Below are 22,339 nucleotides of genomic sequence, written 5' to 3' on the forward strand. Positions count from 1 at the left end.
CAGGGCGGGGAGAAGACACCAGAGCACTGTATAGGCGGTGGTCGGACCGTTCGAAATCACCCGGCAACGGGAGCAGGGCGAAGCATGCAGGAAGCGCGCCCTTCCTGCCGCTGAACGGCCGGCCCTTCCTGGAAGCCGGACCGTCAGTCGGTCGAGGCCATGAGCTTGGCGCGCAGCTCACGGCGCTCGCGCTGCAGGGCCGGGTCCGGCAGCGGGACGGCGGCCAGCAGGCGTTGCGTGTACGGATCCCGGGGGCTCCGCAGGATCTGGTCGCGCGTCCCCTGTTCCACGATGCGCCCGCGCTGCATCACGCAGATGTAATCCGCCAGGACATCCACCACCGCGAGGTCGTGCGTGACGAACAGGCAGGCGAAGCCGAGCTCGCGCTGCAGGTTCTGGAAGAGTTCGAGGACCTTGGCCTGCACCGATACGTCCAGGGCGGAGGTCGGCTCGTCCGCGACCATGAGCTTCGGCTTCAGCGACAGGGCCCGCGCGATCCCCACGCGCTGCTTCTGCCCGCCGGAGAGTTCGTGCGGGTACCTGTTGCGGTAGGACCGCGGCAGTTCGACCTGGTCCAGGAGTGTCTCGATGCGCTTCTGCAGCTCTCCGCCCTTGGCCTCGCCCGCGAGGTACATGGGTTCCCCGATGCTCTCACCGATCGGCAGCCGCGGGTTGAGCGACGACGACGGGTCCTGGAACACCATCCCGACATGGCGCCGCACCTTCACGAGTTCCCTGGACGAGGGCCGGAACCCCGAGACGTCGGTGCCCACCACCTTCAGCGAACCCTGCGCCACCGGCAGGAGCCCGACGGCGGCCCGCCCGATGGTCGTCTTGCCGGAACCGGACTCCCCCACGAGGCCGATGACCTGACCCGGATGGACCGTGAGGTTCACTCCCTCGACGGCGCGGAAGGCGGGCACACGGCCCTGCTTCGGGTACTCGATGGCGACGTCGACGAGCTCGAGGACGGGCTCGTCGGTCCGGGATGCGACGGCCCCGTCCCCGTCGAGCCGGGCGAGGACCATCCGCTCCCGCCGTTCCAGTTCGTCGTGGTCCACCGTCTGCAGCTCGGTGTGGGTGGCCGCCGCCAGTGCCGCGGTGATGTCGACGTCGTCGTGCCCGTCCCCCTGCCCGAGGTGCGGCACGGCTGCCAGGAGCGACCGCGTGTACTCGTGCTGCGGGTTGTTGAAGATCTGCTCGGCCGTGCCGGTCTCGACGATCCGGCCCTTGCGCATCACGGCGATCCGGTCGGCGAGGTCCGCCACCACGCCCATGTCGTGCGTGATGAGCACGATCGCGCTGTTCAGCTGGTTGCGCAGGTTGCGCATCAGGTCGAGGATCTCGGCCTGCACGGTGACGTCGAGCGCGGTGGTCGGCTCGTCGGCGATCAGGAGCTTGGGGTCGCACGACAGGGACTGGGCGATCATGGCGCGCTGCCGCTGCCCCCCCGACAGCTGGTGCGGGTAGGACCGGAACGCCTTCTCAGGGTCCGGCAGTTCCACCATCTGCAGCAGCCGCAGGGCGCGGTGTCGGGCCTCGTCCGGCGAGATCTCGTTGTGCAGGCGCAGCGTCTCGACGATCTGGAACCCCACGGTGTACACCGGGTTCAGGGCCGTCATGGGCTCCTGGAAGATGACCGCGACGTCGTTGCCGCGGACCTGCCGCAGCCGCCCGGCGGGCATCGACAGGACGGACTGCCCGTTGAGCAGCACCTCGCCCGTGACACGGCTGTTGGAGGGCAGCAGTCCGAGCAGCGACATGGAGCTGGCGCTCTTGCCGGAGCCCGATTCACCGACGATCGCCAGAACCTCGCCGGCGGCCACCTGGTAGTTGAGGTCGACGGCGGCGGGCACCCACTTCTTGTCCACGCCGAAGTCGACGCTGAGGTTGCGGACCTCGAGGACGGGTCCCTGGAAGGCGGGACCTCCCGCGCCGGTCTCCCCTGCGCCGCCGATGACCTGGGTACTCATGAGTCCTTCTCCTTCGTGACGGACGCCGCACGCGGTCGCGGACGTCCCGGGCGTTCAACAGGCGGCTGCTGTGCTGGGACCATTGAGGCATGGAACGATCGGAGGTGGCCGGGACCACCGTCTTCAGGCCGCGTACGAGCCCCTGGTTCACGGCGGCCGCGGCATTCGTCGCGGCAGGCGGGCTCGTGTCCGTGGTCGTCACGGACGGAGTTCCCGGCCTGCTCCGGGGCTGGCCGCTCATCGGCATCGCCTATGCGGGCTGGTGGCTCTTCTGGTACCCCGCGGTCGAGATCTCCGAGGACGCCGTCACCCTGCGCAACCCCCTGGCGACCGTCCGGGTCCCGTGGAACGCGCTGATCGACGTCGACACGAAGTACGCCCTCCGGCTCGTGACGCCCACAGGCGGCCATACGGCGTGGGCGGCTCCCGCTCCCGGCGTCTGGGGCACCCATGCCGGGAAGCCCGAGCACGTGACCGACCTGCCGTCCACGAGCTACGGTGCCGGGGGTTCCATCCGCCCGGGCGACCTGAAGAACACCGACTCCGGGTACGCGGCCTATCTGGTGCGCTCGCGCTGGCAGGAGCTGGTGGAGGCGGGAGCGGTCGACGTCGATGCCCCTGACCGCGTGCACCGCATGTGGAACCGCGCGCCCCTTGCGGTCGCCGTCGTGCTGATCGCCGCGGCCGCCGTGTCGCTCGGACCCTTCTCCTAGGGTTCTCATGCGGCGGCAGGCTCCCCGACATCCTTGACCCGGGCGGCGTTGAATTTCTTCTGCCGGGGGTCGAAGGCGTCGCGCAGACCGTCGCCGATGAAGTTGATGCACAGGCAGATCAGCACGATGAACAGGCCGGGGAACCAGAACAGCCACGGACGCGTCTGGAACGCCTCCTGGTTCTGGCTGATGATCAGGCCCAGGGACACGTCGGGGGCCTTGACCCCGAAGCCGATGTAGCTCAGCGCCGTCTCGAGCAGGATGGCTGAGGACATGAGCAGCGTGGTGTTCACGATGATGACGCCCACCGCGTTCGGCAGGATGTGCTTGAAGATGATGCGCGCATTCGACGCACCGGCGATCTTCGCCGCGTCCACGAACTCCCGCTCGCGCAGGGTGAGGAACTCACCGCGGACGAGACGTGCGAGACCGGTCCAGAGTACGAGCCCGAGGAACAGTCCCAGGAGCCAGATCTGCGCGCCGGGCCCCACGAAGCGGTTGACCGCCTCGCCGAGGGTGGCTGCCGCGAGGACGACGGGGATGATGATGATGATGTCCGTGAAGCGCATCAGCACCGCTTCCGGCCAGCCGCGGAAGTACCCGGAGCAGGCGCCGACCACGACACCCACCAGCCCGGCGAGGGCCCCGATGATGAACATGATGATGATCGAGTTCTGCGTCCCGCGCATGGTCATGGCGAAGTAGTCGCGTCCGATCGAGTCCTGCCCGAAGGGATGGTCCCCCCAGCTGAAGGGACCCGTGATGGTAGGTGCTCCGCCGTCGATCAGCGGCAGGAACTCGGTGTGGTTGTACTTCCACCACCCGGGTATCCCGGCGAACCCGACGGAGGTGAATGCCAGGAGGAAGACGAGGGCGAACATGACGAGGCTGACGACGGCCGCGGTGTTGTCGAAGAACTTCCGTCGGACGATCTGCCCCTGCGACAGGCCCCTCGGCTCGTGCTCCCGGACGGGATGCGCGGGGCCGGCGGTCGCCGTCCCGGTGCCGGGGAGGTCGGCGGGGGTCTGGGCGCTCATGCTTTCACCCTTACGCGGGGATCGAGGAAGGAGTAGACGATGTCCGCCACCAGGTTGAACACCAGTGCGAGCATTCCGGCCACGAGGAAGAACCCCATGATCGGGTCGGGATCGGTGCGCTGCAGTGCCTGGACGAAGAGCTGGCCCATTCCGGCGAAGGCGAACACCTGCTCGGTGATGATGGCGCCGCCGATGAGCGCACCGATGTCGAAGGCGACGAGGGTGGCGAGCGGGATGAGTGCGTTGCGGAAGGCATGCCGCACGACGACGGTCCGTTCGCTGAGGCCCTTGGCACGCGCGGTGCGGATGTAGTCCATGTTCATGATCTCCAGCATGGACGCGCGGGAGTAGCGGCTGTAGCTCGCGAGGGAGGCCAGCAGCAGCGCGAGTGTCGGCAGGAGAAGGTGCGTGAACGTGTCCAGGCCGTTGACCCAGAACGTCCCGTCGAGCCCGGGGGTCTCGGCGCCCACCGTGGCGATCGGCCTCCCGCGCACGCGCGGATTGTTGAAGTAGGACGGCCAGGTGACCATGAAACGGTCCACCACGATGAGAAAACCCATCAGCAGACCGGTGAGCGCAGCAGCCCGCATGCTCTGCCCGCGGTCGTAGCCGCCCAGCACGTAGCCGACGGCGAGGCCCACCACCACCGTCAGGGCCGCGAAGGCGAGGACCATCCAGATGGTCGCGGCGTTCAGGATGGGGTTGACCACGTAGTAGGCCACGAGGCCGAGGGCCACCATGATCAGAGACGAAGAGAGCGCCTTGCGGTTCCGGAGTCCTGCGGTGAGCAGGACGATGCCGAAGGCGATGCCGACGCCGGTGACGAGGATGACGATCGGCCCGAGTCCGGGGTTGGTGAACCAGTCGGCGAGCTCGAGGATGAACAGCAGTGCGGCAGCGACGACGGCTCCGAGGACGAATGCGACGGCCTTGCGCTTCCAGGACCTGCTGGCGAACAGCGCCCAGATGAATCCGCTGGCGAGGGCGACGACGAGGATGGTCGAGGCCGGGATCTCCGGGTCGGCCAGGAAGTTGTTGAAGCCGATGGCACCGAATTCCTTGAGCAGGACGGCGAGCCAGAAGATCGGCAGGGAGAAGAACAGGAACGACATGAAGGTCACGCCGTAGTCCAGGCCGCTGTACTGGCGGAGGGCGGTGATGATGCCGAGCGAGATCCCGATGATGATGGCGAGCACGGTGGCGGTGGTGACGAGTGTGATGGTGTTGCCCATGGCGCGCAGAAGCGCGGTGGTGACGGCTTCACCCTGGATGCTCGACCCGAGGTCACAGGTGGCGGCGAACGGAATCAGGCATTTCGCGGCACCGGCCAACCACCCGAAGTAGCGCAGCGGAGCCGGCGTATTGAGATCCAGGAGCTCGGTGCGCGCCTGGATGAGCTGGTCCCGGTTGGGGGCATTGCTGGCCCGCAGTTCCTCGAGCGGATCCCCGGACAGAGCGGTGAGCTGATAGACGACGAAGGACGCGCCGAGCAGGATGAGAACGGCCGTCACCAGTCGCCGGACGATGTAGGTCACCATGTAAATCGGGCCTCGATGCTGTTCGGGGTGAGCGAAGACGCCGGGACGGGCTTCCCGGTCCCGGCGTCTTCCGTTCACCGACGAGCGTGCCGGATGCTGGAACTACTGCGTGATCTGCCAATCCCAGAAGTTCCACCAGACACCGGTCAGGTTGGGCATGTATTCGACGCCGGTGATGGCGTCGCTGTGTGCGTTCATGCCAGGCACCTGGTACAGGGGCAGCCCGTACTTGGAGTCCCAGATCAGCTTGTCGATCTGGATCTGCAGTTCGTCCTGCTTGTCCGGGTCGGTCTCGACGATCAGTTGATCCATGAGCTCGTCGGCCTCCGGACTGGAGAACCCGTTGAAATTGGAGCCGGTGCCGGTTCTGAAGATCTGCGGCACGCCGGACACGCCGACACCTGTGTTGATCCAGCCGAAGATCGCGGCGTCATAGGTCCCGTTGCCGAGCGCAGCGCCCCAGTCGGAGGCACCGAGGCCGCCGTCCACGATCTTGAAACCGGCCTGCGAGGCGGACTCGGCGATCAGTGTGTAGGAGTTCAGGCGGTTCGGGTTGTCGCGGTTGTACATGATGCGGACCTCGGGCGTCGCGCCGGCGAGAAGCCCCTTGGCGCCCTCGATATCCACCTCGCCGAACGCTTCCGAGCCGTTGTTGGCAGCGGATTCCTCGTACGGCGCCTGGTCGGCGAGGAAGATCTGCGAATCGAGCGGCTCGGCGTCCGGATTGAGCTTCTTGATGATGGAGTCGACCAGCTGCTGCCGGGGGACCGTCTTCATGAAGGCCTCACGGACGGCTTCGTCCTCGAAGACACCGCTGAAGTTGAGATCGAGGTGGTCGTAGGACAGTTCGTTCCCGCGCACGACGGTGACGCCCTCGAGTGCCTCCAGCTGCTCCGCCGTGTCCGCCGATGCCTGCGGCGCGATGATGTCCACCTCGCCGTTCTGCAGGGCCTGGACCTGCGCCGGCGCCTCGCCGATGTAGCGGACGGTGATCTCGTCCACCTTCGGCATCGGCCCCCAGTCGTAGTCCTCATTCCGTGTCAGGGTCATCGACTGATCCGGCGTCATGGCCGAGGCGATGAACGGACCGTTCGAGAGGAACAGCGACGGATCGGTCGGCAGGGACTTGGTGTCGAAGCCCGTGTTCCAGAAGTCGGCAATGGCCTGCACCTCGGGCCGTTCGACGGGGCTGGCGGGGTCACCCGCCGGTTCCGTGCGGATGAGCTCGATGAGTGCGTCCTCGTCGGCGAGGCCGCCCTTCTCCGCCAGGACGTGGGCCGGCGTGTCGAGGCCCCCCTCGTTCATGACGCCGAAGGCGATCTGGTAGTCCGCAAAGGGCTTGGAGTAATTGAGTGTGATCGAGCGCCCGTCGTCGCCGATCTCCGGGAGTTCGGTCAGGGCGAGTCCGGCCGTGTCACCCGAGTAGTCGAAGTACGTCGCACCCGACACGACCTCACCTGCATCGTCGGTGGTGGCGTCGTTGAAGTAGCCCGATTCGATGGCCCACTGGAGCAGCAGATCGCCGCCGTCGACGGGTTCGCCGTCGGACCAGCTCACACCTTCATTGATCGTGTACTTGACGCTGAGCGGGTCCTCGGAGAGAACTTCGATGCTTCCGAAGTCCTCGTTGTCGACGACCTCGAGGTCGTTGTTGATGTAGTTGAAGCCGGAGTGGGTCGCATAGGCGATCACGCCGTTGATGTCCACATTGCCCTCGGAGCTGCTCGCGTTGAACGAACTGAAGGCGTTCACTTCGACGACCCGGACGTTCCCGCCGGTCGCCTCGCCCTCAACGCTCTCCTGAGGGGTCTCGGTTCCCGTATTCGCGGCGCAGGCACTCAATGCAAGTGCAGCTACGGCAGCGACCCCCACCGCTCTGGAAGTACGTACGAAACGCATTCCGCCTCCTTTTCCCTAGCGTGGTCGCGGCCTCACGCGGTATTACGGGATAGCCGACAAGCGCCCCGAAAAGGTGACGCAACTCACGTGAGCAGAAGCGTAGGGGAAGTTCGTTATCGTCAGGTATCGATCGAGGGGGCCAGGGACGGTTGTTACCGAGCTGCAACCGAAACAGTCGTGGTCGTATGCATCCCACCCCGGCCGGCCGCGTTCCTCCGGTGCGCAACCGATGCTGCGGCTCCGGGCACGACGGCGGTGGTGGAGGCTGCTTGATCCGGCGCGTGGCGCGGTGATTTGCTAGAACGACCCCGAAGGGCAGCATGCCCGGCGCGGGTACCGCATGCCGCACGGGCATGCGGGAATCCGACCCGGACGGGTGGTGCGCATGGCCTGGCTCTTCGTCGACAAGCACGCTGCGGTATGGGACGACGACGCCGACGTCCAGGCCGCCATCGGTGCCCTCAAGGTACGCCTCGACCAGCACGCGGAGGTCCATCTGTCGATCCAGAGCAAGGGGCTCAAGGGTCCGGTGTTCGTCATCACGAGGGACACCGTGCTCAGCTCCCCCGAGCTGAGCAACCGTTTCAACGCGGACCTGTTCTCGGAGCTCACGACGCCGACGGCGCGGAGGAGCCCGACCATCCACTGGTTCTCCGACGGGCGCGGCTTCGTGTCGGAGACCAACAGCCGCATGTGGTGACGGCGCACTTACGGCGGTTACGCCCTGCGGCGGGGATCGGCGCTAGCCGCCGGTCCTGGGTGCGAGGAGGATCTGCACGGCCTCGATCCGTTTGCCCACCCCCGACGTGCCCGCCGTCAAGCCCTCGGCGACCCATGACTGCCAGCCCAGATCCTGCACATGGGCGCGGTAATGGATCCTGTAATGGTTCGCCATCCCACCGGTCAGCCTGACTTCGAACGCTTCCAGACGTAGCCCTTGCCCCTCCGTGCCGATGGGGCTGGCCGAGGATCTCCACGACTGCCAGCCGATCGACTGCACGTGCCCGCGCCACTCGATGTCACCGGCATGAGCCGTGCTGGACACGTCGAGGCGCAACGCCTCGACCCGAATGGCCCGACCCGTGGTCCCGGCAACGGTCCCGTCCGAGGCGTTCGCCGTCCAGCCGAGGTTCTGGACGTGGGTCGCGTACACGGCGGTGAATGCCGGTGCGACCTTCGGAACCAGTTCGATCGTGACGGCCTCCACCCGCCGACCCTGCCCGACGGTGCCGGCCGTCGCTCCGTCGATCCCGTACGGCTGCCAGCCGACGTCCTGCGCATGGGCTCGATACCTGATGCTGTACCGGGAGGCCAGCTCCCCCGTCAGCCGCAACTCGAACGCCTCCAGACGCAGACCGCGCCCGGTCGTCCCGATCGGGGACGCCGACGTCGTCCATGGCTGCCAGCCGGTGTTCTGCACATGCCCCCTCCACAGGATGTCGCCCGACAGGCGGTCTCCCGCCACCGACAGGCGCAACGCCTCCATCGGCAGTGACTGGCCGGTCGTTCCTGCGATGGTGCCGTCCGAGACGCTGGACTGCCAGCCGACGGTCCCGACGTGGGCCTGATAGACCCCGACGCACGTCATGTCGTAGTCGTAGGTGCCGTCGGTCCATTGCGCGATGTGGACGGTGCCGCCGGAGAAGCTGCGATTCACACAGAGGTCCGATGCTTCGCCGGCGAAGTCGAGGCGCCCGGCCGGAGACCAGACGGGCACGTCGGAAAGCTGCCACGATCCGGTGATCGCGTCCCAACCGCTCGAATAGGAGTAGATCCCGTGCGGGTATCCGGCGTCCGCCAGTGCGGCCAGGAGACCGGAGATGACGTACCGGTTCTCCTGCCTTTGGGCAGCCGTGGAGCTGGGCCAGGGCTGTTGCGGGCGGGGCTCGACGTCGACCCAGATCCGTTCCGGTCGCCATCCCACCTCATCGAGAGACGCGAGAGCCGCGCGACCCTCGGCGTACCCGACGTTGCGCAGCCGGTCAGGTCTGCTGCCCGCAGGCCAGGGACCGTCGTCGCCGTACGTGTCGTACTGCGCGGTGGTGGGGAACGTGGCCATGGCGTAGGCCTGAGCCCGGACACGGCGGTCGAGCACCCACTGGAACTGCCAGTCCAGGCAGGGGTTCTCGGTGAACGCGAGCCCGTTCGTCAGCCCCACGACCACGAACTCCGTAGTTCCCGGTGGCATCGGAAGACCGCCCGGACACTGTGGCCACGAGACGTCATGTCCGTAGTCGACTGCTCGGGCGGGTGCAGCGAACAGCGCACCGAGCGCGATCACGAGCAGAACCGCCAGGAGCCGGGGCATCGATGCCCGGGAGCGGCGGCCAGGTCGAGGAGCTCCAAGGCCGGCCATGATGGCCCCCCTATCCGAAGGATGACCAAATTATCCCACTCGACCGCCTTCGCCGCCAGCGGGAACCACCCCCCGTACGCCGCTGCCGACGCTAGTGGACGGCTGGCCGCGGCGAGCACCGGCGCGACCGGCGGGTCGGCATTTTGGCTACGTGGTATCCGTATGAGGGATGTCGCCCCCGACGAGTACATCCTTGCCGCGCGAGGATACCTCGTCATCAGGGTCGTCAATACCCCGGACGCCTGGACGTTGAAGCGGAACTCCCCCACGTTCCGTAGCCGAACAACGTCTGAGCTCACCGTTGTTCGTCGGCTTCGTGGTCGATGCCCTCTCCAGTCAGCCCCTGCTGGTCGACTCCCCCGCTTCCCGACCAGCGCCCTCGAACGGCGTGCACCACAAGTTGTTGCGGCCCTGAAAGATCGCTCCTTTCGCCGTGGCCGGGTTCAGAGTGGAGCACCGCTGCTGAAGATCCTCTGCCGAGAGCCGGCTCCAAGGCTGAGCCCACAGCTTCCGCTAGCTCGCCCACTACATCGCGCGCCGCCTGCTTCAGCCAGGCACGTTCGAACCTGCGTTACACCCTCGGGAATCTGAGAGACCTGTAGGGTCCGAACCGCTGGAGAAGTGAGGCCGCTCACGGACCGGCACTGACGCTCAAAAAAGGGTTCGTGCCGCTGAGGACCGGCCCTTGAGGCCGCCTCGAACTGCCGGTGTCGATACAAGGTGAAAGTCGCCCTACAAGCCCGCATACATCCTCAGGGCATCAGCCTGGAACCTCGATCCGAACACATACGGCAGACGCATGGACAGGCGCGATACATGCGGGGAACTCAGTTCCAAAATGTCCGCGACGGTATGTCCACGTTCGATGCACGGCCCACGGAAAACACTGGGCCCGAACGCGGGTAGATCACGCCTGCGTAACGGTACACAAAGGACGCTGGCCACGCTGGCAGCTAGCCTCCTTCTCCAATTATTAAGAGCAAGTGCAAAGGATCTCCCTGGGTGCTTACTCGTTGTCCACGCGGTTGGAGGCGATGAACGTGTGGTTGTTCATGCGCATTCTCCCTTCTTCGAATGGTGTCGATCGCACGGTTGAGTTTGCCGTCTCCGGGGCCCCACTAGTAGTGCTGTTCGAACTCATCGCAATTGATGGGGTCCTTTCCATCCCCCGCCTTTAGAAATCGCCGCCCGGGTAGATGCCCTCGGGCAAAGTGAAACACGCAGATCCCGATGCGATACGGATCTCGTTCGGGGACAATCCTTCGGAGACGAGGTGGCTCTCCCCTGGAGCAGGCGGGTCGATCTGGATCCGATAGATTTCATCTTCGTTCCTATCGACTTCGTCCCTATCGACGGATATTTCGGTTCCGTTCGCCCGGTAGTGGGCTTCGATGGTTTTCACGATGGGCTCTATCTCGGTTCCTTCGGCGACCGTGACCGTGGTTGAAGCAGCCCAGTGGTGCTGGGTCTCGTTGCAGGACAGAAGCGTGCCCGTCTGCTGTTGATCGATCGAGAGAACAGCGTCTTCCGGGATCAGTGCGGCGATCTCCCGTTGCATGGCCTGGGTGTGGGCTTTGGCTTCCTGCCAGGTGAGATCAGCCTCCATCTGTTCCTCGGACGGTTGAGCAGCAACTGGCGCAAGTGATTCGGGTGAACTCGCGTTTGGGTCTCCTGCACAGCCGGCTAGCCCGATCAGACCCACCAGCAACAACGCCATGGCACCGCTTCGCGCCCTCATCGAGTCTCAATTCCAAGCATGTCCTCGAGCGCTCTCGTATCGTCCTCACTGTTGGAGGCGATGAGGCTGTGGTTATCCATGAGGATGTTCCCTTCTTCGATGCTGTTGATCGCACCGTCGAGTTCGTCGTCGTCGGGGCCGCGGTAGTAGTTCTGGTCGAACTCGTCGCGATGAATCGGGTTGTTCCCATCCCACACAACCCCTCTATTCGTGAAGGGGTTGGTGACTCCCTGACCGTGGATGAGCACATCGTAGTAGTACAGGTTCGAGTATTCCGTAGTCGGCTGGGGTTCCCAGTCCGGGAGCATCCCGGCCCCGGCGAGGGAAATCACTTTGTCATACCGGGCTCCGGCGACTTCGGAGCTGGTGACGTTTGTCAGGCCCCAGCTGTGCACCTGCTTCAGGTATGCCACCGCATTCTGCAGCATCTCCGTTCGGTTCGGGTCGTGGCGGGCTTGCCCGGTCCCCGACAACTTCAGGGCTGTTTCCAGATCCTTCTCCGCCGCACGGAGCAGGCTTGGCGCGTTCAACTGGTTGGCCCGTATCCTGGCCAGTGCGGGCATCCCGTCCAAGGCGCCGAACATCGCCGGAGCCGCAGCGAGCAGCAACTCCTGCAGCTGCGATGCGCCGGCCACGTCCGCGGCGGTGCCGGCCCCCGTGTTCATGCCCGACCACCAGGCCCCGATCGTCGACGGATCCATGCGCTGAAGGGTCTGCTGCCATCCGGTCAATGTTGCCAGCGCTTTGGTATCCGCCGGCGTCGCAGTGGACAGATGGCTCAGCAGGGCCGCATTCGATAAGGACGCGGGTACGGTGGCAAGCACAAGGACGTCGTTCGATACCGTCACCTGACCGACATGTCCGCTGCCACCGGCAGCACGGAACATCGAAGCGATGTCGGAAAGCCGGGTCGCGTCCTGCTGGTTGTCCTCCAGGAATCGCCGCAGCCCACTACCGACAGCATCGAGATCAGAGTGCGCCCAAGAGCATTCCCGCTCGAACTCTGACGCTGCTGCACCGACTCCGTCAGCCACACCCCGGGCCGTGTCGTCTTGGATCCTGAAGGTCGACACCGCGGAGTCCAGGGTGGCAGGGTCAGCGGAACTCGCCCCGGCAGTGCTTCCGCTCGCCCAGGCACGCAACCCCTGCCGTGCAGTGTCCGCGTTCACCGACGGACGGTCGGTCTCCTCCGTGGACGGGCGCGGCTCCACATCCACTGCGACACCACTGCCAGCACTCGCCCACCCGGCGGCAAGAACCCACGCCGTCAGCTCACTCAGGCGACGCTGCTCGACCTCCGCGGCGCTCTTCGCCTTCTGGACCTGACGTGCGACATCGTCCAGCATATGGACCAACTCTGAACAGGCCGCCCGTTCAGCGGCAACGTTTCCCCGGAAACAGTCCGCGAACACGCCCCGGAATTCCGCACAAGCCGCCGTTGATACCGACTCCCGTCCGCCGCGTTGATCCTGCAACGCACGTGCCGCATCTCGACATGCGCCGATCAGACGATCGGCGACCCCCGTATCGGAATTCATTCAAACTCCCCCAGACAAACGAACAGGCACGCGCCACGACGAACCCAACCCGATACGGCTCTTCGGACATCGGGTGGGGTTCATTGTTCGAGGCCGCCGGCGGCGAGGAGCATGCGGAGCCGGTAGTTGCGGCGATTGCGGTAGCCTCGGGCGAGGCGACGGTGGCGTTCGATGATGCCGTTGACGGCCGCTGTGCCGCCGTTGTTCGCGCGGTGGGTCGTGAAGTAGGCAAAGAAGGCCTGACGCCAGCGCCGCCCGCCGCACCGTTCCCGCCACCGCGTAGTCGAACCGCCCACCATGGGAGGCATCCGATTCCTACAACAAGAAGAGACCTACAAGAAAAGAGACCTGCAACAACCACGACCGGCGGAGGACGCCCCCGCATACGGCAGAACAACCCAAAAAGACCCGCTTTGTGAAAACCCGGTCAGGAGATGCCAGTACCGGGAAGGCTACTGTTCCGATGACGATCCGCTGACCGCACCACTCCAACATCTGGCGCGGTCAGCGGTACGTCACCGCGAAAGGCTCGTGCTCAGGCGCCGCCGCCGGCGGAGAAGATGTCCTGGGCGATCTTCTGCAGCTGCGTGCGCAGCTCCTCGAGCTCCTGCTTCGCCTTGTCCAGGGCGGCCTTCGTCTCCGGTCTCGTGGAACCGCGGAACTGCGAAACCAGCGGCCCGTCCCAGACATTCGGGTCCGACAGGATCTCGCCCTGCGCATCGAGCGCTGAGATCTGATCCGTGAAACCACCATTGATGATCGACTGCACCTGACCGATAGCGGCCTTCGCCTGCTCGGTCGACAACACACGCGACATGGGAAATATCCTCCCCAAGAGACCACCGCTTCGATGCCGGATGAGAGAAACACCAGCGAGCGGACGCTGATGACCCTACCGACACCAACCCGGTGAATCTAGACCGGCAAGAACGACCACACGTTCAGGTCCACGAATCCTCGTCCCGCCGACAGATTGCCATCGCTAGAACCGAACGCTGTCGACTCAGCAGGAACACCCCGGACGCAGTGCAGCGAAACGACGCACATCGGGACGAAAAAGCCTCACCCGATTCTACGAATGAGGATCAACAGGCCCTCCGACCCGGTAAAGCGAGCCTACAAATCAGCCACACGATTACACATTGAATCGGAACTCAACGACGTCGCCGTCCGCCATGACGTACTCCTTGCCCTCGATGCGGACCTTGCCGCGGGACTTCGCCTCACTCATGGAGCCGGCACCGATCAGGTCCTCGAAATGAACCACCTCGGCCTTGATGAAGCCGCGCTGGAAATCGGAGTGGATGACGCCGGCGGCCTCGGGCGCCGTCGCGCCCTTCTTGATCGTCCAGGCACGGCTCTCCTTGGGACCCGCCGTGAGGTAGGTCTGCAGGCCGAGGGTGTGGAAACCCACGCGCGCGAGCTGGTCGAGGCCCGACTCCTCCTGCCCGTTCATCTCGAGCATCTCGCGGGCCTCTGCCTCGTCGAGTTCCACGAGGTCCGCCTCGAGCTTCGCGTCGAGGAAGATCGCATCGGCGGGGGCAACGAGCTGTCGGAGCTCCTCCTGGCGCTCGGGGCTGCCGAGGACGGCGTCGTCGACGTTGAACACGTAGATGAACGGCTTGGCCGTGAGCAGGCTGAGCTCGCGGAGGTGTTCCATCTCGAGCTTGTCGCTCGCGACGGACGAGAAGATGGTGTTGCCGCGCTCGAGGACCGACTGCGCGGCCTGCATGGCGCTGAGCTGCGCGGCCTCACGCTTCTTGATCTTCACTTCCTTCTCGACGCGCGGGATGGCCTTCTCGAGCGTCTGCAGGTCGGCGAGGATCAGTTCCGTGTTGATGGTCTCCATGTCCGAGCGCGGGTCCACCTTGCCGTCCACGTGGATGACGTCGGGGTCGTCGAATACGCGGATGACCTGGGCGATCGCCTCGGCCTCACGAATGTTGGCGAGGAACTGGTTACCGAGGCCCTCACCCTCCGAGGCACCCTTCACGATGCCCGCGATGTCCACGAAGGAGACGGTCGCCGGCAGGATCTGCTTCGACCCGAAGACCTCGGCGAGCTGCGCCAGGCGCGGGTCGGGGAGGTTGACGACGCCGACGTTCGGCTCGATGGTCGCGAACGGGTAGTTCGCCGCCAGGACGTTGTTGCGCGTCAGCGCATTGAAGAGTGTTGATTTGCCGACGTTGGGCAGTCCGACGATGCCGATAGTAAGAGCCACGGGAGACAAGTCTACCGGGCGCCGACGCGCCGTCCGGCGGCGGGGACGGCGTGAATGTCGGAGGTTCCTGCGACAGTGTGGGCATGAGCACCACAGCCGTCCTCCTCGTCCTGCTCGCCTTCGTCCTGGGCTGCGCCGTCGGCGCTTTCCTGGTGTACCGCACCCTGCGGTTACGAGCGGAGGAGCTGCGCACGGAGCTCGACGACGCGACCGCGCGTCTCGGGAGGACGACGACGGACCTCGCGGCCGCCGCGGCCCAGCGGGACCTCCTGCAGCAGCACAACCGCGAGCTGACCGGCAGGACGTCCACCGACAACGACGTCCTGCGGGCCCTCGCCCCGGTGGCGGAGAAGCTGACACAGGTGCAGCGGCAGGTGGGGCTGCTCGAGCGGGACCGCGTGGAGCAGTACGGGCAGCTCGCACGGCAGCTCGAGGAGTCGCGAGAGGCGGATGCCCTGCTGCTCTCGACCACCTCCTCCCTCGCCGGCGCGCTGCGCAGCAACAGCGCGCGCGGCCAGTGGGGCGAGGTGCAGCTGCGGCGCGTCGTGGAGGCGGCCGGCATGCTCTCGCGCGTCGACTTCCTCGAGCAGGTGTCCTTCGCCGCAGGGGACGACGGCGAGCGCTCGCGGCCGGACATGGTCGTCCAGCTGCCCGGCGACAAGCAGCTCGTGATCGACGCCAAGGTCCCCCTCAGCGCCTTCCTCGCGGCCCAGGAGCTGTCGGGGGCATCGGACGAGCGGGGCGATGTCGACGCCGACGCCCGTCGCAGCGACCTGCTGAAACAGCATTCGAAGGCGCTGCGGGCACACGTCGACGCCCTGGCACGGAAGAAGTACTGGGAAGGCGTCGCGAACTCCCCCGAACTCGTCATCTGCTTCATCCCGGTCGAGTCCGTGCTCTCCGAGGCGCTGCGGGCGGACCCCGAACTGCTCGACTACGCGTTCTCGCGCAACGTGGCCCTCGCGTCCCCGGTCTCGCTCCTGGGCATCCTCAAGGGCGCCGCATTCAGCTGGCGGCAGGCCGTCCTCACCGACAACGCCCGAGAGCTGTTCGACCTGTCCAAGCAGCTGTACGAACGCCTCGGCACCATGGGTGGCCACGTCACGCGTCTTGGGACGTCCCTGAAGACGTCGGTGGAGCGCTACAACTCCTTCGTCGGTGCCCTCGAATCGAGGGTGCTGCCGACGGCCCGCCGCATCGGCGCTTTCGACTCCGCGTCCCTCGATGCCGTCGAGGCGGCCGTGGAAGGGGCCGGCGGTGACACCGCTGCGGACGGTGGATCGGGCGCCGACGTCAGCCTGCTCGGCGCCGCCCGCGCCCAGCGTGCCGGAGCGATGACGGGACCTGCCCAGGCCGCGGCGGCGATCGACGCCACACCACGCTCCCTGACGGCCCACGAGCTCCTCGAGGAGACGGCCGGCTGACGCGACGCACGACCGCCCGTCCCGGGCGGCGACAGCAGCCTGCCTTCCTGTACGACGACGGCGGCCCTCGGTAGGAGGGGCCGCCGTCGTCGTTCCGTTCTCGGTGCGTCGCCGCACTCCCGCCGTCAGTTGAGGTTTGAGCGGTCCTGCAGCTGGCCCCGGCCGCCGCGCCCCTGGGAGGGATCGCCCATGGCCTTCAGCGCCGCACGGATCTCCTTGGGCAGGGAGAAGATGATGTCCTCCTGGGCCGTCACGACCTCCTCGACCTCGCCGTAGCCGTACTCGGCGAGGAGCCGCAGGACGTCCTGGACGAGGTTCTCGGGCACCGATGCACCCGAGGAGATGCCGACGGTGGCGACGCCCTCGAACCAGGACTCGTCCACCTCGTTCGCGAAGTCCACCCGGTACGACGCCTTCGCCCCGTACTCCAGCGCGACCTCGACCAGGCGGACCGAGTTCGAGGAATTGGCCGAGCCGACCACGATGACGAGATCGGTCTGCGGTGCGATCTTCTTGATCGCGGCCTGGCGGTTCGAGGTGGCGTAGCAGATGTCGTCGCTGGGCGGATCCTGGAGCGTCGGGAACCGCTCCTTGAGCAGGTTCACGGTCAGCATGGTCTCGTCGACGCTGAGCGTGGTCTGGGAGAGCCAGATGAGCCGCTCCGGGTCGCGTACCTGGACCTTGTCGACGTCCTCCGGCCCGTTGACGATCTGGATGTGGTCGGGGGCCTCGCCGGCGGTGCCCTCCACTTCCTCGTGGCCCTCGTGGCCGATCAGCAGGATGTCGAAGTCGTCGCGGGCGAAGCGCTGGGCCTCACGGTGCACCTTGGTCACCAGCGGGCAGGTGGCGTCGATCGTGCGCAGGCCGCGGTCCTCGGCGGACTGGACGACGGCGGGTGACACACCGTGGGCGGAGAACACCACAAGTGCACCCTCGGGGACCTCGTCGGTCTCGTCGACGAAGACGGCGCCCTTCGCCTCGAGCGTGGAGACGACGTGCAGGTTGTGCACGATCTGCTTCCGGACGTACACCGGCGGTCCGTAGTGCTCCAGCGCCTTCTCGACGGCGATGACGGCACGGTCCACGCCGGCACAGTACCCGCGGGGGGCGGCGAGCAGTACCTTCTTCTCCCCCGCTACCGGCGCGGCGGCGAGCACGTCCTCCGGGGAGCGACGCCTGCGCGGGATGGTGGGCATGGGGACCTGAACGGTGGTACTGGTCATTCCCCGATTCTACCGGGTCGGCTGTCCGCGGCCCGCTGATCCGTCCGTACTCCGCTGTGAGCTAAGCCCTACGGCGGCGACCGGATGCGAGCCGCCCGACGACGCCGAGAACGAGCCCGATGATTCCCGCGACGATCACGGGCGTGCTCGAGACCGCGATGTCCGCCCCGGCCCGTTCCGCGAGGCCCCCGATGAACACGTCCGCGATGGCGCTCGTCCCGGGGACGGCGGCGGCAGCTGCAGGAACCCACGCCGCCGCGAGCAGCCCGAGCGTGCCGATTCCGATGACCCCGAGCCCCAGCAGCGCGAGGGTGGTACCGCGCCGCCGCGCAACCAGCAGGGCGAGCACCCCGAGCACTGCGGCGCCCGCGAGGTACAGCCGCCAGGGCTCCACACCCTGGGCGATGCCGCTCAGCAGGCCGCCGCGCTCGAGGGATCCCACCTCGATCGTGGTGTCCTGCGGCACGGGCACGTCCACGCCCACGCTGCCGCCCACGCTCTCCGCGACGAGACCCAGCACCGGTCCGAGGTCGAGGGTCAGGATCGCCGGCGCCGCTTCCGATGGTTCGGGCGCCTGGGCGAACGTGACGGCGTGGGACAGCCGTAGTGTCTCCGTCCACGCTCCCGGGTAGCGGGAGGAACCGGTGACGGCTCCGGCGGCGTCCCGGATGAGCGGTTCCACGAAGGACTGCACCTGCTCCGGCAGCCCGGTGTTCGCCGTGACCTCCTGCACGAGCGACTCCGAGAGCGCCGTCTGGAAGTCGGCGTCCTCCGCGAGGGGAGCCGCGAGCGCGATGAACCCGGACTCCTCCACGAGGTTCTCGTCGAGCCAGGCCGACGCCAGACCTCCGGCAGCGGCAACGAGCGCGAGAAGGCCCAGGAGGGCAGAGACGAGGGTCCGCATGGAATCCTTAGATGGAGGTCGAAGGCACGATTATGCCGGTTCCCTGATCCGGGGGCACGGCCGGCCCCGGCCCCGGCCCCCTCCCGGCACTACACATAGCCGCCCTGGGCGATGGGCTGTGGGTCGGGGATGGTAGAGATGAACAGTGCACTTTCGAGCAGCGGAAGCGGGATCATGAACCTCCCCGCGGACAGGACAGTCATGACGAGCGAGGGAATGCGCGCGCCGTCCGCGGGCGCCGATGGGGCCCCGCGCTCGTCCACGACCCCCGCGACGGCGGCGGAGACCTCGCCCGATGCGCCGTGGCCGCTGCACCTGCTCTCCGAGAAGCTCAAGGCGCACATCGAACGCGCCCCGGCGGCGTGGGTCGAGGGACAGGTCATCGAACTGAACCGCCGCGCGAGCATGTGCTACATCACCCTGCGCGACGTCGACTCGGAGGTGTCCCTCTCGCTGTCCGTGTTCGGCTCGGTGATGGACCGGGTGTCCTCTCCCCTGGAGCGGGGCTCGCGGGTTGTCGCCCGCCTCAAACCCGACTTCTGGGTCAAGACCGGGCGGCTCTCGATGCAGACCATCGACATCCGGCCCGTGGGTATCGGCGACCTCCTCGCGCGCATCGAACGCCTGCGGCAGGCGCTGGCCGCCGAAGGGCTCTTCGCGGTGGCGCGCAAGAAGCCGCTGCCCCTCCTGCCCCACCGGATCGGGCTCATCACGGGTCGCGACTCGGACGCGATGAAGGACGTCATGCGCAACGCCGCGCTGCGGTGGCCCGCCGTCGAGTTCGAGGTGCGCGAGGTCGCGGTCCAGGGCGTGAGCAGCGTGGCCCAGGTGTCCGCGGCGCTCGCCGAGCTGGACGCCCATCCGCAGGTCGACGTCATCATCATCGCCCGCGGCGGAGGCGCCCTCGAGGATCTCCTGCCGTTCAGCGACGAATCGCTCGTCCGGGCCGTCTCGATGGCCAGGACCCCCGTGGTCAGCGCCATCGGCCACGAGGCGGACCGGCCCCTGCTCGACGAGGTAGCCGATCTGCGTGCCTCGACGCCCACCGACGCGGCCAAGCGCGTGGTCCCCGATGTCACCGAGGAGCTCGGCAGGATCCGGCAGGCCCGGGTGGCACTCGAACGCTCCATCCGGCTGCTCGTGCATCGCGAGAGCGAGAGCCTGGCGAACCTGCGGTCCCGGCCGTCCCTGGCGAAGCCGGAAGGGATGATCGACGTGCGCGAGGCCGACGTCGAGCGCCTCCGATCCCGGGCGCTGCGGAGCACCTCCGCCGCCGTCGAGCGGGATGCCGACGCGATCCACCACCTGCGCGAACGCGTGCGGTCCCTCTCCCCCCAGAAGACCCTCGACCGCGGGTACGCCGTCGTGCAGACCGCCGACGGACACGTGGTCCGGGAGCCCGACGACGTCGGGACCGGGGACGTCCTGCGTATCCGCGTCGCGGGTGGACAGTTCGGGGCCGTCGCCCGGACAGAACAGGGCCCGGAAGCGGGCCGTCGAGAGAGGAAGCCGGCATGACCGAGAACAACACCCAGGCACCACAGCGCCCCGATGTCGACACGCTGTCCTACGAGCAGGCCCGGGAGGAACTCGTCGCCGTCGTGTCCCGACTCGAGGCCGGAGGCGTGAGCCTCGAGGAGTCCCTCGCACTGTGGGAGCGCGGCGAGGCCCTGGCGGACCGCTGCGAGGCATGGCTCGAGGGCGCGAAGGTGAGACTCGCGGCGGCACGGGACAAGGCCGAGGACCAGTAATCCGCGTGCGGTCGAGTGGATCCGCCGGCAGGACGGCGACGGCGTACGACCTCGTCGCAGCCACCTATGCCGCCGCCCTGCCGGACGACGGGTTCGAGGCGCCCCTCGATCGGGCGATGATCGCCGATTTCGCCGGCCGCGTCGCGCGGACCACGAGATGCCGCGTGATCGACGCGGGCAGTGGTGCCGGCCGCATGGCGCCGGTCCTGGTCAGGCACGGGCTGCAGTACACCGGAGTGGATCTGTCCCAGGGAATGGTGGACACAGCCCGCGTCGATCATCCCGACCAGGACTTCCTCCAGGGCTCCGTCACGGCGCTACCCGCGCCTGATGGCTCGGCGGACGGCGTCCTGTCCTGGTACTCGGTCATCCACACCGATCCCGACGAATTGCCCGTGGTGCTCGCGGAGTTCGCGCGGGTGCTGCGACCCGACGGCCTCCTGCTTCTGGGCTTCCAGGCCGGCCGCGGACGACGCGAGATCCACCGGGCATACGGGCACGACGTCGCTCTCACCGCGTTCCTCCATGAACCGTGTGCGGTGCAACGGCAGCTTGCCGACGCGGGATTCACCACGGAGGCGACACTCGTCCGCCGGCCGCGGCCCTCGGAGAAGGACGATCAGGCGATCATCCTCGCCGCCCTGCCGGCAGAAGGATCCGGTCGGCGGTAGTCACGGAGGCGCCTACGTCACCTCCGGTCGGGCAGCTCCTGCAGGGCCCACGCGTTCCCGTCCGGGTCGGCGAAGTACACGAACTTCCCCCAGGGCTGCTCGTCGACGTCCGACGCCGCCACTCCGCGCTCCATCAGCTCTGTCCGCGCTTTCACCGCATCCGCCACGACCACCTGGATGCCGCGCAGCGATCCCGGGACCATGTCGCTGATGCCCTCGCCGAAGGCGATGGAACAGGCGGAGCCCGGCGGCGTGAACTGCACGAACCGCACGCCCTCGCTCACCCGGTGGTCATGGTCGAGCACGAAGCCCGCCTGGTCCCGGTAGAACGCGATGGAACGGTCCACGTCGCTGACGGGCACGCCGATGAGTTCGATCCTGTAGTCCATGATGACCTCCGTGCTGGTGATGGAGCCTCAAGACTAGGAGCGGTCGCGGACAGGAACGGTCCGCGGAGGGCGATCGGCGGACCGACCGGCCTCACGTGGCGGCGAGGCGCCGCTTCTCGACGTCGACGTCGAACGACGCGCGCGGCCAGCTCAGCTGCATGTCCTCCAGGGCGGCGGTCAGCAGGTGCTGGACGGCGAGCCGTGCGTACCATTTGCGGTCCGCGGGCACCACGTACCAGGGCGCATCCGGCGTGCTCGTCCGCTCGATGGCCACCTGGTACGCCTCCTGGTACTGCTGCCAGTGGACGCGGTCGTCGATGTCGCCCGGGTTGTACTTCCAGTACTTGTCCGGGCGCTCGAGCCGCTGGGTGAGGCGCGCCTTCTGCTCGTCCTTGCCGATGTGGAGCATCACCTTGAGCAGGCGCGTACCGGAGGCGACGACGTCGGCCTCGAACTGCTGGACCGCCGCGTACCGTTCCTCGATCTTCGCGGGCGAGGACAGCCCGCGCACCCGGTGGACCAGGACGTCCTCGTAGTGCGACCGGTCGAAGACCCCGATCAGCCCGGCACCGGGCAGCTGGCGGCGGATGCGCCAGAGGAAGTCGTGCTGCCGTTCCTCCTCCGTGGGCGCCTTGAAGGCGTGGTGGTGGACGCCCTGCGGGTCCACGAGGCCGAGCACGTGCCGCACGATCCCGCCCTTGCCCGAGGTGTCCATCCCCTGCAGCACGAGCAGCACGGCGATCTCGCTGCCGGACCGGCTCTCCGCGAACAGCTTCTCCTGCAGGGACGACAGCGCATCCGCACCGGCGGCGAGCGCCGCCTTGCCCTGCTCCTTGCCGCCGTCGAACCCCGGCGTGGAGTGCGGGTCCACGGACGCGAGCGAGAAGTCCGGCCCCGCCAGGAGGAGGTGCCGGAAATCGGTGGTGGCGGTGGCGCGCATGCTTCCTCCTGCTATCGGTCTGCG

19 protein-coding genes and 1 pseudogene are annotated in these 22,339 nt (G+C 67.3%); 6 read left to right on the forward strand and 14 right to left on the reverse strand.

What is annotated here, in order from left to right:
• Positions 1-143: 143 nt before the first annotated feature.
• Complete coding sequence (locus CI785_RS14340) at positions 144-1,973, reverse strand: ABC transporter ATP-binding protein (protein ID WP_105032781.1); 1,830 nt, start codon at positions 1,971-1,973, stop codon at positions 144-146.
• A gap of 89 nt (positions 1,974-2,062) precedes the next feature.
• Here CI785_RS14340 and CI785_RS14345 point away from each other — a divergent pair, with 89 nt between their 5' ends.
• Positions 2,063-2,686 carry a PH domain-containing protein gene (locus CI785_RS14345; RefSeq protein WP_105032782.1) on the forward strand — a complete coding sequence of 208 codons (624 nt, stop codon included), beginning with the start codon at positions 2,063-2,065 and terminating at the stop codon, positions 2,684-2,686.
• Between the two features lie 5 nt (positions 2,687-2,691).
• Here CI785_RS14345 and CI785_RS14350 read toward each other — a convergent pair whose 3' ends face one another.
• The 3 genes from CI785_RS14350 to CI785_RS14360 all read right to left on the reverse strand — a co-directional run bounded on the left by CI785_RS14350 (position 2,692) and on the right by CI785_RS14360 (position 7,160).
• Positions 2,692-3,723 carry an ABC transporter permease gene (locus CI785_RS14350; protein ID WP_105032783.1) on the reverse strand — a complete coding sequence of 344 codons (1,032 nt, stop codon included), beginning with the start codon at positions 3,721-3,723 and terminating at the stop codon, positions 2,692-2,694.
• Positions 3,720-5,261 carry an ABC transporter permease gene (locus CI785_RS14355; RefSeq protein ID WP_105032784.1) on the reverse strand — a complete coding sequence of 514 codons (1,542 nt, stop codon included), beginning with the start codon at positions 5,259-5,261 and terminating at the stop codon, positions 3,720-3,722. Before CI785_RS14355 ends, CI785_RS14350 begins: the two co-directional genes overlap by 4 nt.
• Positions 5,262-5,363: 102 nt before the next feature.
• A complete protein-coding gene (locus tag CI785_RS14360; RefSeq protein ID WP_105032785.1) occupies positions 5,364-7,160 on the reverse strand; it encodes an ABC transporter family substrate-binding protein in 1,797 nt (598 codons plus the stop codon).
• A gap of 385 nt (positions 7,161-7,545) precedes the next feature.
• On the opposite strand from CI785_RS14360, the gene CI785_RS14365 reads away from it, so the two are divergent.
• Entirely contained in the window at positions 7,546-7,860 is a 315-nt protein-coding gene (locus CI785_RS14365; RefSeq protein ID WP_105032786.1) for a hypothetical protein, read from the forward strand.
• Between the two features lie 42 nt (positions 7,861-7,902).
• Here the strand turns inward: CI785_RS14365 and CI785_RS14370 are convergent, their stop codons facing one another.
• The 6 genes and pseudogenes from CI785_RS14370 to ychF form a co-directional block, all read right to left on the reverse strand.
• A complete protein-coding gene (locus tag CI785_RS14370; RefSeq protein WP_240615216.1) occupies positions 7,903-9,348 on the reverse strand; it encodes a hypothetical protein in 1,446 nt (481 codons plus the stop codon).
• 1,342 nt (positions 9,349-10,690) lie between these two features.
• Positions 10,691-11,122: a hypothetical protein gene (locus CI785_RS14375; protein WP_105032788.1), complete on the reverse strand. Its 432-nt coding sequence runs from the start codon at positions 11,120-11,122 to the stop codon at positions 10,691-10,693.
• 128 nt (positions 11,123-11,250) lie between these two features.
• Positions 11,251-12,792, reverse strand: coding sequence for a hypothetical protein (locus CI785_RS14380; RefSeq protein ID WP_157940282.1), 1,542 nt, complete (start codon positions 12,790-12,792; stop codon positions 11,251-11,253).
• Between the two features lie 80 nt (positions 12,793-12,872).
• Positions 12,873-13,046: pseudogene (locus CI785_RS14385) on the reverse strand (transposase); the annotation flags it as partial.
• A 281-nt stretch (positions 13,047-13,327) separates the two neighbouring features.
• Entirely contained in the window at positions 13,328-13,609 is a 282-nt protein-coding gene (locus CI785_RS14390) for a pyrophosphorylase (RefSeq protein ID WP_105032790.1), read from the reverse strand.
• 318 nt (positions 13,610-13,927) lie between these two features.
• On the reverse strand, positions 13,928-15,013 hold the full coding sequence (gene ychF / locus CI785_RS14395; protein WP_105032791.1) for a redox-regulated ATPase YchF: 1,086 nt from the start codon (positions 15,011-15,013) through the stop codon (positions 13,928-13,930).
• Between the two features lie 83 nt (positions 15,014-15,096).
• On the opposite strand from ychF, the gene CI785_RS14400 reads away from it, so the two are divergent.
• Positions 15,097-16,437, forward strand: a complete 1,341-nt coding sequence (locus CI785_RS14400) for a DNA recombination protein RmuC (protein WP_205753642.1) — start codon at positions 15,097-15,099, stop codon at positions 16,435-16,437.
• Positions 16,438-16,562: 125 nt separating this feature from the next.
• Here CI785_RS14400 and CI785_RS14405 read toward each other — a convergent pair whose 3' ends face one another.
• Together CI785_RS14405 and CI785_RS14410 are read right to left on the reverse strand one after the other, a co-directional pair.
• Entirely contained in the window at positions 16,563-17,660 is a 1,098-nt protein-coding gene (locus CI785_RS14405) for a 4-hydroxy-3-methylbut-2-enyl diphosphate reductase (protein ID WP_105032792.1), read from the reverse strand.
• Positions 17,661-17,721: 61 nt separating this feature from the next.
• Entirely contained in the window at positions 17,722-18,564 is an 843-nt protein-coding gene (locus CI785_RS14410) for a hypothetical protein (protein WP_105032793.1), read from the reverse strand.
• A 201-nt stretch (positions 18,565-18,765) separates the two neighbouring features.
• On the opposite strand from CI785_RS14410, the gene xseA reads away from it, so the two are divergent.
• From xseA to CI785_RS14425, 3 genes are read left to right on the forward strand one after another with little or no spacing between them, the layout of a single operon-like run.
• Entirely contained in the window at positions 18,766-20,082 is a 1,317-nt protein-coding gene (gene xseA, locus CI785_RS14415; protein WP_105032794.1) for an exodeoxyribonuclease VII large subunit, read from the forward strand.
• Entirely contained in the window at positions 20,079-20,315 is a 237-nt protein-coding gene (locus tag CI785_RS14420; protein WP_105032795.1) for an exodeoxyribonuclease VII small subunit, read from the forward strand. Before xseA ends, CI785_RS14420 begins: the two co-directional genes overlap by 4 nt.
• A 5-nt stretch (positions 20,316-20,320) precedes the next feature.
• Positions 20,321-20,986 (forward strand): class I SAM-dependent DNA methyltransferase, encoded by a 666-nt coding sequence (locus CI785_RS14425; RefSeq protein WP_240615217.1) that lies wholly within the window; start codon positions 20,321-20,323, stop codon positions 20,984-20,986.
• Between the two features lie 17 nt (positions 20,987-21,003).
• On the opposite strand, the gene CI785_RS14430 is transcribed toward CI785_RS14425, so the two are convergent.
• Positions 21,004-21,375 carry a VOC family protein gene (locus tag CI785_RS14430; RefSeq protein ID WP_105032797.1) on the reverse strand — a complete coding sequence of 124 codons (372 nt, stop codon included), beginning with the start codon at positions 21,373-21,375 and terminating at the stop codon, positions 21,004-21,006.
• A 91-nt stretch (positions 21,376-21,466) separates the two neighbouring features.
• The gene (locus CI785_RS14435) at positions 21,467-22,315 is read right to left on the reverse strand and encodes a PPK2 family polyphosphate kinase (RefSeq protein ID WP_105032798.1); all 849 of its coding nucleotides are present in this window, start codon (positions 22,313-22,315) and stop codon (positions 21,467-21,469) included.
• Positions 22,316-22,339 lie beyond the last annotated feature (24 nt).

It is taken from the genome of Arthrobacter ruber (genome assembly GCF_002954225.1).
Lineage (GTDB): Bacteria > Actinomycetota > Actinomycetes > Actinomycetales > Micrococcaceae > Arthrobacter_D > Arthrobacter_D ruber.